Genomic DNA, 13,990 nt, shown 5'->3' on the forward strand with positions numbered 1-13,990 from the left:
CGAAAAGAAGACTGCCGAATGTACTTTGTGAGGCATAGTCGCACTTATGCCGTGCGGTGAAAGTCAATATCGATTTGCATACGCTTATCGTGTTTCCTTTATCTCAAAGAAATAAAGAAGTTCGACCAGTCGAACCACCCCTTGAAAAACAGGGGCGCAGGACATACGGTGATAAACGGTCGCTTGCGCTTTTGTTCATATCTATACCGATTTTTTCTGAATAAATAATAGTCTGGCTAATAATGCAATAGCTCCTGTGCTTAGCCCAACAATGATACCAACCCAGTAACCAAACGGCTCTAATGCAGTATAATTTGCTAATAAATAGCCTGTTGGTAGCCCAATGATCCAGTAGGATATTAAGGCGATAACTAATGTCATATTCACATCTTTATACCCGCGTAAAGCTCCTTGTATGGGTGCTCCTATCGCATCAGCTAATTGATAAAAGATAGCAAAAATAATAAATTGCTTTGTAAGTTCAATCACTTCTGGATTAGAATTATATAATCTGGCAACAACATCATCAAATGTATATAGAATTATACCTGCAAAAATAGCAATGAATAATCCTCCCATAATTCCCAAGTACGTGTATCTTTTAGCATCGTGTAATCGTTTAGCACCAACTTCAAAACCAACTGCTATAGTCAACGCCATACCTACACTTAAAGGTAACATATATAGCAAACTAGCAAAGTTCATTGCAGCTTGGTGAGCCGCAATGGTATTTGTATTATATTCACTCATCAACAGCGTTACTGCTGAGAAAATACTTGTTTCAAAGAATATAGCTAATCCAATGGGAAGCCCAATTTTTAGTTGGTCCGCCCAGTATGATAGTGTAGGCGGTAGGATTTTTTGAAAAACTTTATAACTATGGAATGGGTAGACACGATGAATCATAAATATCGAAATTCCACTTATAATCCAATAAGTTAGACTAGTCGCTATACCTGCACCGATTCCACCAAATGCTGGAATACCGAACTTACCAAATATCAATATGTAATTTAATACTGCATTGATCGGTAATGATATGAGGATAATAATCATCGAGGAACGTGTTTGTCCTAAGCCATCCATAAAACTTCGGATAGTATGGAATAGAAATAAAGGTACAATCCCAGTTCCCAAAGTAATTAAGTAGTATTTTGCTATACGTTGTACTTCTTTTTCGAGACTCATCGCTTGTAGAATAGGATCTAATGCTATTCCACCTATTACAATAATAATTATTGATAATACAAAAGATAAGTATATGCCTTGTTGAATTACTTGTGGTATATCCTTCTTGTTTTTAGCACCGATCAAGTGTGCGATAATAGGAGTGATCGATAAGACAATCCCGTTAATCCCAGTTAAGATGGGAACCCATAGACTTGAACCGATTGCAACACCTGCCAGATCTCTGGCACTAAATTGTCCAGACATCATCGTGTCAAAGAAACTCATTAGATTAATACTTACTTGTGTGATTAATATTGGCAGTAAAATAATTATAAAAAGTTTAATTTTATCTTTTAGTGTTGTTGTTTGGTACATATGCAAATCTTCTTCCTTTTTTAATTTCCTTATTAATATAACGTAATTATATAGTGCATTGACTATTATACGCTGATATAATGTGTTGGGAAAGGAATGAGTTCCATGAAAAATAATAAACGAATTTTATTTACAGGTGGCGGCACAGCAGGACATGTTATCGTTAATTTAGCACTTATACCGTACTATCAAGAGCGAGGTTGGGAAATTGATTATATTGGCTCTTATAATGGAATAGAAAGAGATTTAATTTCGCCATTAGATGGGGTAACTTATCACTCTGTATCTACTGGGAAATTACGAAGATACATGTCCAAAGAAAATTTAAAGGATCCATTCAAAGTACTCAAGGGTACGATGCAAGCATACCGCATAATTGGGAAACGTAAACCATCGATCGTATTTTCAAAAGGTGGATTTGTGTCTGTACCAGTTGTCGCAGCTGCAAAACTTAGAGGCGTGCCATCGATTATTCATGAATCCGATTATACACCAGGATTGGCTAATAAATTATCTATACCTTTTACGAAAAGAGTGTTGGCTACTTTTCCAGAAACCATGAAATATTTACCGGAGAACAAGGCATCTTATGTTGGAGCGGTAATTCGTGATGAATTATTTACTGGTAAGCGTGATATTGGTTTAAAGATAAGTGGTTTAAAGGGGAACAAACCAGTTTTACTTGTAATGGGAGGAAGTGGAGGATCTGAAAAAATTAATCAGACCATTCGTCAATCCTTAACTAAACTTCTAGACGAATTTGAAATTATTCATATATGTGGCAAAGGAAAGGTTGATGATTCCATACAATTGGATGGTTATGTTCAGTTTGAATATATTAACCATGAACTAAAAGATATATTCGCTGCAACCGATCTAGTCATTTCTCGCGCCGGTTCTAATGCAATCTTTGAATTTTTAGCATTACGTTTGCCTATGTTACTAATACCATTATCAAAAGAAGCTAGCCGAGGCGATCAAATTATAAATGCGAACTCTTTTAAGAAAAAGAACTATGCTAGAGTATTGCAGGAAGAAGAACTTACAGAACAATCATTAGAAAGTCATCTTTTAGAATTAAGTAAAGCAGCGCCAATTATAAGAGATGAAATGAAAAAATATAAAAGTGAGCAATCACTACAGTCAGTGACTGAAATAATCGATAATGTCATGAAATAAGGAAGAAGAACAAATTTCCTTCAATTATTTATGTATAATGTAAAAATTCTCCCTCTAATGTAAATATGATTAGAGGGAGTCTGGTTATAATATTTTCTAATGGATTAACTGGCGGAAAGGGTACGTTTAGTCTCTTGCTATTTACTAATTCTTCATTCATTTAGAATTTTAGCTATAACTATTACAATTACATTATTGTCCCGTAATTTTCGATATCGATATTCGTATTAAAATCCACCTTTATATCTGGTAAAATTTCCTTCCATTCTTCATCAGTAAGTTTTCCACTTGGACGATTGATTCTATAATATCGACCAAACCCTATGGGATCGATTAAATTTTCTTTTGATTTCTCTAATATTTGGTTAAAGATGGAATTTATTTTTTTCTCTAATTCATTTTCTAAACGATGTAAAATTTTTTCATTAGTAAATGCCAATATGATTGAAGTTTCATTGATATCCGCTCGTATTTTCGTATTTACTTCAAAATGTGGTTGATTTAAATCAATAACCTTCGTCTTACTTTTCCCTTTGACTATTGTTAATTCTACAGTGAGTTCACTCAAATCTGAACCATCTGGATGATAGATGGATTCAACAAATGGTTCAACAGGGACTGTGATTTCAAGTGGAGTGTTTTTGATATCCTCCTTAGTTATATTTAATATGGTTGCTTCCGTCATTCCTCCCGAGTCGACGAGTCTGTCCTTTTGAAAGTATCCAATTCCAATTAGATTCGGACGTCCGTTCTTTGTTTCAAGTAATGGTAATACCGGATCATGACCAGTTGTCCCATAAGTGCTTGAAAAAGTATATAATGAAGCATTCGGGAGTCTTCCTTCATCTACTTCTTGGTTAATGAGGCTTTCGAGGAAATTTCCAATATCTAAATTAGTCGATATATTTTCATCGAGAACATCCTTTGCTGTTTCGGTACTAATCGCAAGATTCATTGTATCTGATACTTTTGCATCACGAACAAGTCCATTCATAAAATGAAGTATTCCATGCTCCGCGGTTTCATATCCATATACTTCTGTGTTTATTTGTCCAGGACTAGCCCTGAAGTTGATATTATTTGATGCTGTTTCTCTAGCTCCTTTCAATGTTTTACCTACACCTGACACAGCAGCATAATTTTGAGGAGATTGCTGATCAAAACGATATACAAGCAATGTGGTCTCAATATCACCATTATCTAACCGATCTACTCCACGCGTATTAACAACAGCTAAACTTTCTAACTCCTGTGCTGGAGGAAGACAAGAGGTCAAAAATACAACACAGATTATTAAAGTAAGCAGTAATCTTTTCACGTTTTCATCCCCTTGTTTTTCTTTCTCCAATGTGATTTTACGAGTACGAATGGTAATAAAACCAGTGGATAAACAAATATTAGCCAAAAGCCTACTTGAGATGAGAAGTCAATCACACGTTGAATAGAGTAGTGGTCTGTTACCATTACCGTACCAATCAAGATAAGAATGGAACTTATATAAAGGGTTGCTTTTTGTGGTATACGATACAATCGCTTAAACCCAAATGTCAAAGCCCACATTAATAAAATCATATTTGGAATGATGACCATAATCCATTCGGCCACGACAATAAAATCAAAACGTTCAATGAAAGTGAAATTTGCAATTTTAAATAACGCCAGTACAGACCAATCCCGGAGCACTAATTGTTCTGCACTAAAAAAACCGATTGCAATCATAGTGGTGATTAATAAAATCATAGTTGTCCAAACAGCAGAGATAAGACTTGTTTTTAAAACGGTTTTTTTATTTTCCAAAAAAGGATAAATTAACATTAGAATCTCAAAGCCAATATATGAATACGTAGTAGCTCTTGCTCCTTCTAAAAGTTCAGGTAATGAAGCTTGAAATAATGGTAAGTAATGTGTGTAATCGAGATGAAATGTAGCAGGTATTAATAACAGTAATAGCCAAATGGAGCTAAAGAAAAATACAAAAGTTACTCCAACGATTACTTTCAGCCCACCTAATACTCCACTAATCATTAAAGCTACTAACAGTATTCCAGTTACAATAGGGTGTAGAGTAGGAAACATAAACACACGGATAATTTGAGCATATGTAATCACTAAAGAGAATAGTGCAATACCCATATGAAGGATAAAGATTGTTCCTAAAAATTTACCAATCCATTTTCCAAATACATCGACTTGAATACCTAAAATGTCAGCGTTTGTATACTGTCTTAAAATAACCACCATAACGTACATAATAAGAATTAGATATCCAAGACCTATTAGCAAAGAAACCCAAGCATCCTGCTTAGCATGTTCATATAAAATTCGTGGTAAACCTAATAAACCTATACCAATTTGGATAAAGGAAATTATATAGAACAAGTAAAATGTCTTTATTTTTAAGTTTGGTTTAACCTTTAAGTTAATTTCCATGATATCCACCTACTCGTCAATATCTCTTTTAAATCCTTTTTTTAAAATGCTAAAACGATACTTATCTTTAGGTTGGTAAGAAAGAAATCTCTTTTGTTGGGTATCTGGCTTGCTTCGGAATAAAGATTTATTAAAATCTCTCCATTGAAATGGATAAACTGGAGAAAAATAAGGTCTTCCTAATGATGTAAGTTTTATTAAGTGAATGAGTAGGTAACTTGTACAAAAAACGATTCCAATCAATCCAAGTAACCCCGCACATACAATCATCGGAAATCGGATAAGACGTGCAGTAGTCCCCATAATGTAATTTGGTGTAGTAAAAGAAGCAAGAGCACTTAATGCAACAATAATAACTAAGACATTACTTGTAATCCCTGCATCAACCGCTGCTGTTCCAATTACAACACCACCTACGATACCAATAGTTTGACCGACTTTTGTTGGGAGACGGGCACCGGCTTCTCTCAATAGCTCAATCATTAATTCCAAGAATAAAGCTTCGAATATAGGGGGGAAAGGCACGGCAGCACGTGATTCTCCTAAGGTAATTAACACTGGTGTTGGCACAATTTCATAGTGAAATGTAACTGCAGCAACATATATAGGTGTAAGCAGTGTAGATATAAAAAATGATATAAATCTTAATATGCGTATGAAGGAGGCGCTGTTCCAACGCATATATATATCTTCTGTTGACTCAAAAAAACTAAAAAATGTAGATGGTGCAATAATCGCATTTGGACTATTTTCGGATAATACACCAATTTTTCCACGAGATAAGTTGTAGATTAACCGATCTGGTAATTCAGTAATTAAAAATTGTGGAAATACAGTTGTAGAATTATCCTCTAAATATTGCGTGAGTACAGATGTATCATCTATGAAATCTACATCTAACGCTTTAATTCGTTGTCTAAACGTGTTGATATCTGTATCATTGGCAATCGAACGGATATAAATAAGTCGAACCTCACGAGGATCTCTTCTTCCGATGACATGCTTCTCCATCACTAAATCTTTTGATTTTAAACCGTAACGTATAATATTAATATTTGTCGTAAGAGATTCTGTAAATGCGACCTTTGGACCTAATACGAGTGATTCTGTTTCAGTAGTTTCAAGGTTTCGAATTATTTTATTTGGGATGGAATAGCCAAGAATATTATTTTCAGATTCAAAATATATAAATACATGTCCTTGAATCAAATAATCTAGAATGATTTCAAAATCGTCGTATTCTCTTCCATCGCTTAGAGGTATTCGCTTTAATGCTAATCGATTTGTAAGTTTTTCTTTTGTTTCTAGAAGTGTTTCTAACAGAAAATTTTGCAGTTTTATGTCATCTACTGAAAATTGTATATAAAAAACGGCAATTTGCTGCTCTTCATGCTCATAAACAGTAAAGCTTAGGTCAGAAGAATGTGCATATTGTTTATCTAATAATTTCTTTAATTCTTCTATCGTTAGTGGAAAAAGATTGTTGTTTTTGGATCGAAATCTTCTTTTCATTGCATAACTCCCCCAACCTAGACTATGACTGTTAGAGTGTACAAAAAAAGATTTATCTATACATTAGAGTGTGTATCCTTTTTAATGATTGGAAAGTAAAAATCCCCCAAAGTAACAGTATAAAACTGTATACTTTGAGGGATTTGAGCTAAATCACTTTATTCATATTGTTGTTGTTTGAAAGTTTATGATTATATATGTGTGCGTATAGCTAAATAAGCTTATTTTCTTTCATCTCTTGTTACAACATCAACTTTTCCAGAACCGGGATCTATTACAAGTCCATGAACTTTTATTTCTTCCGGTAAAAGTGGATGATTTCGAACAAGATTAACACCCTGTGAAACTGATTCTTCTACTGTTTCGAATCCTTGAAATTCTTTATCAAAATCAACTCCACCATTTGCTAAGACGTCAATGGATTCCTTATTTATTCCACGTTCAATCATTTCATTTTTTAATTCTTTCGTATCTACATGTGACATCCCACAATCATGATGCCCTATAATAACAACTTCATCTGCTTGTAGTTTATAAATGGCTACTAATAAGCTTTTCATTGCACTATCAAACGGATCACGAATAATCGCACCTGCGTTTCTTACCATTTTAACGTCGCCATTTTTAAAATCTAGAGCCTTTGGTAATAATTCAAGCAGTCTTGAATCCATACAAGTAAATACAACCATTCGTTTATTAGGGTATGTATTTGTAGAATATGATTCATAAGATTTGTTTTCTACAAAATTTTTATTGAATTCTAGCATGTGATCTAAATGCACTTTATCAACTCCTTATTGAATATAGTAGCATTTTTTTATTAGATGTGAAATACAGATATGTATAATCGATGAGTCGCAGGGATTATTTTTTTGTTAATTCATTGAATTTTGTAAAAACATGGTATAAAATGGAAAAAATATAAAATTTGGGGTGAGGCAATGAATAATTTTGTTCGTAACTGCCAATTGTGTGAGGTACCAATGAAGAGTAGCCCTTTTTTATTATGCCCTGAGTGCTTACAAGAAAAAGAACAGGTGAGGGTTTTTTTAAAAAACAATCCTCGTGTACCATTACATGAATTAGTTGAGTCAACCCAAGTCCCAATTTCTCATGTGAGAAAGATATTAGGAATAGATAAAAAGATTTAAGCTTTACTAATCAACTTTTAATGAACTTAAATTTTAGAAAAATGAAAAAAGTGATTGACTTTCGTTGTGTTCTAAATATATAATGATGAAGTGTTAATTTTAAAAAAATTAAAAAAGGAGGTCACGATGATGAAACAACTGCAACTACAACTACAAAAAATGCAATATATCCAACTAAATATAGATAATAGTGGCCTTCACGTACGGGGAATCTGTCATAAAATTTAGGATTTTACTAAATCCATTAGATTATGGGATGGCCACATGGAACCTCCGTGGCCATTTGAAAAGACACATTCTGGGGAGAAGTGTCTTAATGAAGAAAAGCGCGCGCCAAGAGGTGTGTGCTTTTCTTTTTTTTATTGTATTTAAAATACCAAATTTCTGCTGTGGTTAATTACCTTAATTAGCCATCTGGATCGATTGCCCAACAGCTAGTAAATCTTTTAGATTGGGCGCAGATTGTATGGTGTTAAACAGACGCTTGGCTTGCGTCTTTGTTATGGAAAGAAGGTGGGAAGATGTTTCAGATTTTTATAAAGTTAAGTTGGTTCTTTAAGCATTATTGGAAAAGATATTTATTTGCCATTATTTCATTGATTATCGCTAGTGCAATTGGATTAATCCCTCCTAAATTAGTGGGGACTATAATAGATCATATTCAATTTGAAACATTGACTATGCAGATCCTTGTTGCAGTCATTATTGGATATTTTCTTCTGTTGATTATTCATTATATTATAAGTTATTTATGGGACTATACGCTATTTGGTGGTGCGGTTATTCTTGAACGTTGGATGAGATCAAAACTAATGAATCATTTTCTAACGATGACGCCTACGTTCTTTAGTAAATATCGAACGGGGGACTTAATGGCCCGATCAACAAACGATTTAAAGGCAATTAGCCAGACTGCAGGTTTTGGTGTCTTAACACTTGTAGATTCTAGCATATTTATGCTGATGATAATCGCTGTAATGGGCTTTACTATAAATTGGCCTTTAACCATTGCAGCACTACTGCCTTTACCAGTAATGGCAATAGTAATGAATATTTATGGCGGTGCAATCCATAGACGGTTTACAGAAGCGCAAGCGGCTTTTGGAAATATGAATAATGAAGTATTAGAATCCATACGTGGAATTAGAGTGACACGTGCATTTGTGCAAGAACAACAAGAAATAAATAATTTTGAAAAAATGACAGAAAAAGTGTATCAAAAAAATCTTGAAGTTGCCAAGATTGATGCATTATTTGAACCGACAATGAAAATCTTAGTTGGTTTATCGTATACGATTGGTATTGGATATGGCGCATTTTTTGTGTTTGATAATAAATTAACACTTGGTGATTTAGTTACGTTTAACGTTTATTTAGGTATGTTGATTTGGCCAATGTTTGCAGTTGGGGAACTAATCAATATTTTGCAGCGCGGTAATGCTTCTTTAGATCGAGTGAATCACACTCTAGCATACGAAGCAGATGTCATGGATCCGCAAATACCCAAAAACATTGATCGAGTTCAAACCATTAAATTTGATCAGATCAGTTTTCAATATCCGGAAGCAAGTAGTTTACAACTATGTAATGTTAATCTTAACGTTAAAGCCGGTCAAACAATTGGTATTGTTGGAAAAACCGGTGCTGGTAAAACAACGTTATTCAAGTTGCTACTCAGACAATATCCAGATGTTCAAGGAAATATATTAATATCTGATGAAGATATTGAAGATATTCCGTTAGGTAAAATTAGAGATTGGATTGGATATGTACCACAAGATCAGATGATGTTTTCCAAAACAATAAGAGAAAACATTCAATTTGGAAATCCAGAAGCAACAGATAAAGAAATAATGAGGGTATTAGATTTAGCTCATTTTGCAATGGATATCGACGTACTTCCAAAAGGATTAGATACTCAAGTTGGAGAAAGCGGAATAACTTTATCAGGAGGTCAAAAGCAACGTGTGGCTTTAGCGCGAGCTTTTATTAAAGATCCTGAAATCTTAATCTTAGATGATTCGTTATCTGCTGTAGATGGAAAAACAGAAGCAACAATTCTTTCACATTTAAAAACAGAAAGAAGAAATAAAACAACCTTTATAGCAGCTCATCGATTATCTGCCGTTTCACATGCAGATCATATTATTGTTTTAGATCATGGTTGTGTTGTTGAAGAAGGTACGCATGATCAATTAATGAGTCAACAAGGCTGGTATCAAGGACAATATCAACAACAACAAATGGAAGACAAGGAGGTGTAGAACATGAAAGGGAGTACAGAAAAAAGGTTATTAAAATATGCGTTATTATATAAAAAAGGAATTGTTATTGGGCTAGTCTGCTTGATCATTGCTGTTGCTTTAGAATTAGCAGGTCCATTGATTGCAAAGCGAGTCATTGATGAACATATCGTTGGTGTAGAAGGCTACTGGATAGAAGTCTCTGAACAAGAAACCGATTCAGTTGAATATAATAATCAGTATTTTAAAAGAGAGGATCGCGTAGAAGGTAGTAATTTATCTAGTACTGATACTATCACACTTTTACAAGTAGGTTTATCTTATTATGTTTTTGATGAAGAGTTACCTTTAACTGGAAAGCGATCGGTAAATGATAATGAAATAACGATTGAATCAGGTGAAGGAGAAATTACTGCGATTGGGGATAAATTATCAGCTTCAGAAGCATATCCTTTTTTCGAACCTGAAAAACGACCGATTATTATGTTGCTTGTACTTTATATGGTTTTACTAGTTATTGCTGGTGTATTTCAATTCTTTCAAACATTCTTGTTGCAAAAGTCAGCAAATCAAATTGTAAAACAAATGCGAACAGACTTATTCCAACATACGCAACGAATTCCAATTCGCTATTATATAGATCAACCAGCTGGTTCTGTTGTCGCTCGTATTACTAATGATACTGAAGCTATACGAGATTTATATGAAAGGGTATTATCGATTGTTGTTACGAGTCTAATCTATATGGGTGGTATTTTTGTAGCATTATTTATTTTAGATCCAACTTTAGCAGCTATGTGTCTATTTATTATCCCGTTATTATATATTTGGATGAGAGTCTACAAGTATTTTGGGACTAAATATAATAAAGTAGTTCGGAAAACCATAAGTGAAATTAATGGGAATATCAGTGAAGCAATTCAAGGAATGACAATCATCCAGGCATTTAATCGTCAAAAGAAGACAAAAGAAGAGTTTGAAGTGCTAAATAATCGTAATTATAAATATCAGAAAAAATTAATTAAATTAAGTGCATTAACTTCCTATAATCTTGTGACAGTAATTAAGAATTTAACGTTAGTTGGATTCATCTGGTATTTCGGGTCAGCATCTTTTGATATGACGAGTGTTATTTCCATTGGTATGCTTTATGCATTCGTAGATTATATTAATCGATTATTTGAACCTGCTTCAGATATAGTCAACCAATTACCGTTATTAGAACAGGCAAGAGTAGCTGGAACTCGAGTATTTGAATTGCTAGATCAGAATGGGGAACAAGTCGAAGTTCAATCGATCCCTCGTTATAAAGGGAATATTGAATTTGATCAAGTCATCTTTGCGTATAAAGAGAATGAAAATGTATTGCATAATCTTTCTTTTTCCGTTCACTCAGGTCAAACAGTTGCATTTGTTGGTCACACCGGATCAGGAAAAAGTTCGATAATGAACCTATTATTTCGCTTTTATGACCCTCAAGCAGGAACGATACGAATCGATGGGATTGACACGAAAGATTTATCCCGACAACAAGTTCGCAGCCATATGGGAATCGTATTACAAGATCCATTTCTTTTTACAGGCACCATCGTGTCAAACGTAACGATGAACGATCCTAATGTATCAAGAGACGACGCCATTCAAGCTTTACAAGCTGTTGGTGCATCTTCCTTTATTGAGAGATTACCAAAGGGATATGATGAGCCAGTGACTGAAAGTGGCACCACGTATTCATTAGGGGAGAGACAATTGATTTCTTTTGCTAGAGCGTTAGCATTTAACCCTGCTATCCTTATATTGGATGAAGCAACTGCAAATATAGATACCGAGACAGAACAAGTTATTCAACGAGCTTTAGAAGTTCTAAAAAAAGGTCGAACAACGCTCGTGATTGCCCATCGTTTATCCACAATTCAGCAGGCGGATCATATAATTGTGTTGGATCACGGAACTATTAAAGAACAGGGAAATCATGATACACTGATTAAAGAGAAAGGTTATTATTACGAAATGTATCAAATGCAGCAAGGATCACTGAGAGCAAACGTTTCTTAAAATAAGTTTGATGAGGTGCTTCGTGGATTCAAAAAATAATAAGAATAATCATGATATCATTGATGATGATTTATATGAAGAAATAGATGAAGAAGAACTTCATGAATTGGTAAAAGAAGAGCAAAGAAAGGCTATTGAACGTTCAAAAAATAAAAAAGCAGCCCCAAAGCGTCCATTTCCCAAATGGATGTTTTGGGTGATTGCTGTAGCGATGACGTTTAATGTTCTGGCTTTTTTCCCTCAAATCATATCCATCCCAGCAATTGACTTTTTACAGACATCATCTACATTATCACAAAATAAAGATATACAAGCATTTAAGGAAGCAGTCGTTGTAGTTGAAACGGATGAAGGTAAAGGTACAGGGTTTTCTATAAATCAACAAGGTAAAATCCTTACAAATGAACATGTAGTAGAAGGATATGACACTGTTATTGTTTCTTTTCCAGAGTTAGGCCTATATGAAGCGGAGGTAGTTGAACGCTATCCGGAAATTGATGTGGCGGTTTTACAGACCGAAGATGAAGAAGCGTTTCCTTACCTAACCATTGATGATCAATATCAAGTATCTCAAAGTGAAGACATTCGTTTTATAGGTAATCCACTATTCTTTAATGGAATTGCCAATGAAGGAAATATCGCTGGTACTGTAAAGTTAGATAGCTGGGACAAAGAAGTGATGATGATTCAAGCACCCGTCTACAGAGGAAATAGTGGTAGTCCGATAATTAATAAAGCTGGTGATGTAATTGGAGTGATTTTTGCTACACTAGATCATCAATCAAATGGTAGGGTAGGTTTATATGTACCTATTTCCTATTTTACAGAAATGTAACAAACTAAAAAAATTGTTTAGCACGTTCAGAGAAGGGTATTTATATACTATAACCTTGCTGGAGGTGCTTTTATGCTATATAGCTCAAATATTAAAGAAATGAACATCCGCGCGACGGATGGTGATATTGGTAAAATAAAGGATATTTACTTCAATGATAATTGGAATGTGAGATTTACCGTAGTAGATACACGAAAATGGTTACCTGGACGGAAAGTACTACTTCCTTTGCATATTTTCCATCCTATTAATTATGAAAGTGAATATGTAGAGGTGGATTATGATAAAGATCAAATTCGAAATAGTCCACCTGTGCCTGAAGATGAACATTTTACCCCAGATGATCAAGGAAATGTATTGGATTATTTCGGATGGAATATGTACAAAGATAACGCTGTATCGACTGGTGGTCATAGCCCACTTGTTACGTTTGATCATCCGGATGTAGAGCAAAAAAATGTGCCTGAAGAACCACATTTAAACCGTAATGAATTATTGTCAAATGACACACTAAGAAGTGAAGAAGAAACACTTGATTTCAAAGTACATGCCAAAGATGGGAAAATTGGCAACATTGTAGATTTTATCTGTGATGAAAACAATAATTGGAAAATCACATACATTGTCGTGCAGAATAGTGAAAATATGACAGAAAATGAATTCTATATTTATCGTACAGAACAAATACAAACTGTAGATTGGTTTGAAAGAGATCTTTATATTAACGATTCTGTAAAAGGTCTAAAAGGAACAACACCTTTTACGGACAAAAACCAGATCTTATCTAAATTGTCTTAAATATTCCTGAATATAATGTGTGTGATAAAGTAACAAATCCAATTAATCCGGAGTAAAGATTAGATTCGGGTTAATTGGGTTTTTAATTTGTAATATTCTTTTTTTAACACAATGTAAATTGCAATTATAGACAGGTACTGGTCATCGTTACGGTTTTTTAAATAAAATGTAAACCAATTGAGATAGTATCCATTATTGGTTTACGTTACCATTGACATACTCATTGATTCAAATGAGGTTAG

At 34.0% G+C, this 13,990-nt stretch carries 11 protein-coding genes; 6 read left to right on the forward strand and 5 right to left on the reverse strand.

All coding sequences use genetic code 11. From position 1 onward, the window contains the following. Nucleotides 1-201 precede the first annotated feature (201 nt). Nucleotides 202-1,545, reverse strand: a complete 1,344-nt coding sequence (locus tag OB_RS05795; protein ID WP_011065493.1) for an MATE family efflux transporter — start codon at nt 1,543-1,545, stop codon at nt 202-204. A 105-nt stretch (nt 1,546-1,650) separates the two neighbouring features. Between OB_RS05795 and OB_RS05800 the strand changes: the two genes are divergently transcribed. After that, a complete protein-coding gene (locus OB_RS05800; protein ID WP_011065494.1) occupies nt 1,651-2,724 on the forward strand; it encodes an undecaprenyldiphospho-muramoylpentapeptide beta-N-acetylglucosaminyltransferase in 1,074 nt (357 codons plus the stop codon). Between the two features lie 187 nt (nt 2,725-2,911). On the opposite strand, the gene OB_RS05805 is transcribed toward OB_RS05800, so the two are convergent. From OB_RS05805 to OB_RS05820, 4 genes are all read right to left on the reverse strand, one after another. Further along, nucleotides 2,912-4,042, reverse strand: coding sequence for a Ger(x)C family spore germination protein (locus tag OB_RS05805; RefSeq protein WP_011065495.1), 1,131 nt, complete (start codon nt 4,040-4,042; stop codon nt 2,912-2,914). Further along, nucleotides 4,039-5,154: a GerAB/ArcD/ProY family transporter gene (locus tag OB_RS05810; protein ID WP_011065496.1), complete on the reverse strand. Its 1,116-nt coding sequence runs from the start codon at nt 5,152-5,154 to the stop codon at nt 4,039-4,041. The genes OB_RS05805 and OB_RS05810 overlap by 4 nt, the downstream gene beginning before the upstream one ends. A 9-nt stretch (nt 5,155-5,163) precedes the next feature. Continuing rightward, the gene (locus OB_RS05815; RefSeq protein WP_011065497.1) at nt 5,164-6,666 is read right to left on the reverse strand and encodes a spore germination protein; all 1,503 of its coding nucleotides are present in this window, start codon (nt 6,664-6,666) and stop codon (nt 5,164-5,166) included. Between the two features lie 221 nt (nt 6,667-6,887). Beyond that, entirely contained in the window at nt 6,888-7,433 is a 546-nt protein-coding gene (locus tag OB_RS05820; RefSeq protein ID WP_173338129.1) for a beta-class carbonic anhydrase, read from the reverse strand. A 174-nt stretch (nt 7,434-7,607) separates the two neighbouring features. Between OB_RS05820 and OB_RS18095 the strand changes: the two genes are divergently transcribed. The 5 genes from OB_RS18095 (at nt 7,608) to OB_RS05840 (ending at nt 13,748) form a co-directional block, all read left to right on the forward strand. After that, the gene (locus OB_RS18095; protein WP_081427500.1) at nt 7,608-7,817 is read left to right on the forward strand and encodes a hypothetical protein; all 210 of its coding nucleotides are present in this window, start codon (nt 7,608-7,610) and stop codon (nt 7,815-7,817) included. 521 nt (nt 7,818-8,338) lie between these two features. Then, the gene (locus OB_RS05825; RefSeq protein ID WP_011065499.1) at nt 8,339-10,081 is read left to right on the forward strand and encodes an ABC transporter ATP-binding protein; all 1,743 of its coding nucleotides are present in this window, start codon (nt 8,339-8,341) and stop codon (nt 10,079-10,081) included. Nucleotides 10,082-10,084: 3 nt separating this feature from the next. Then, nucleotides 10,085-12,115: an ABC transporter ATP-binding protein gene (locus tag OB_RS05830; RefSeq protein ID WP_011065500.1), complete on the forward strand. Its 2,031-nt coding sequence runs from the start codon at nt 10,085-10,087 to the stop codon at nt 12,113-12,115. A 22-nt stretch (nt 12,116-12,137) separates the two neighbouring features. Continuing rightward, on the forward strand, nt 12,138-12,950 hold the full coding sequence (locus OB_RS05835; RefSeq protein ID WP_011065501.1) for a S1 family peptidase: 813 nt from the start codon (nt 12,138-12,140) through the stop codon (nt 12,948-12,950). 72 nt (nt 12,951-13,022) lie between these two features. After that, nucleotides 13,023-13,748 carry a PRC-barrel domain-containing protein gene (locus tag OB_RS05840; RefSeq protein ID WP_011065502.1) on the forward strand — a complete coding sequence of 242 codons (726 nt, stop codon included), beginning with the start codon at nt 13,023-13,025 and terminating at the stop codon, nt 13,746-13,748. Nucleotides 13,749-13,990 lie beyond the last annotated feature (242 nt).

Origin of the sequence: Oceanobacillus iheyensis HTE831, from assembly GCF_000011245.1 — a bacterium.
In the GTDB taxonomy this organism is placed as follows: Bacteria; Bacillota; Bacilli; order Bacillales; family Amphibacillaceae; genus Oceanobacillus; species Oceanobacillus iheyensis.

Excerpts from the sequence above, each read along its gene's own strand:
- OB_RS05840 (WP_011065502.1), top strand. The coding sequence starts at position 13,023 with ATGCTATATAGCTCAAATATTAAAGAAATGAACATCCGCGCGACGGAT.
- OB_RS18095 (WP_081427500.1), top strand. The coding sequence starts at position 7,608 with ATGAATAATTTTGTTCGTAACTGCCAATTGTGTGAGGTACCAATGAAG.
- OB_RS05820 (WP_173338129.1), bottom strand. The coding sequence starts at position 7,433 with ATGCTAGAATTCAATAAAAATTTTGTAGAAAACAAATCTTATGAATCA.
- OB_RS05830 (WP_011065500.1), top strand. The coding sequence starts at position 10,085 with ATGAAAGGGAGTACAGAAAAAAGGTTATTAAAATATGCGTTATTATAT.
- OB_RS05810 (WP_011065496.1), bottom strand. The coding sequence starts at position 5,154 with ATGGAAATTAACTTAAAGGTTAAACCAAACTTAAAAATAAAGACATTT.
- OB_RS05795 (WP_011065493.1), bottom strand. The coding sequence starts at position 1,545 with ATGTACCAAACAACAACACTAAAAGATAAAATTAAACTTTTTATAATT.
- OB_RS05800 (WP_011065494.1), top strand. The coding sequence starts at position 1,651 with ATGAAAAATAATAAACGAATTTTATTTACAGGTGGCGGCACAGCAGGA.
- OB_RS05825 (WP_011065499.1), top strand. The coding sequence starts at position 8,339 with ATGTTTCAGATTTTTATAAAGTTAAGTTGGTTCTTTAAGCATTATTGG.
- OB_RS05815 (WP_011065497.1), bottom strand. The coding sequence starts at position 6,666 with ATGAAAAGAAGATTTCGATCCAAAAACAACAATCTTTTTCCACTAACG.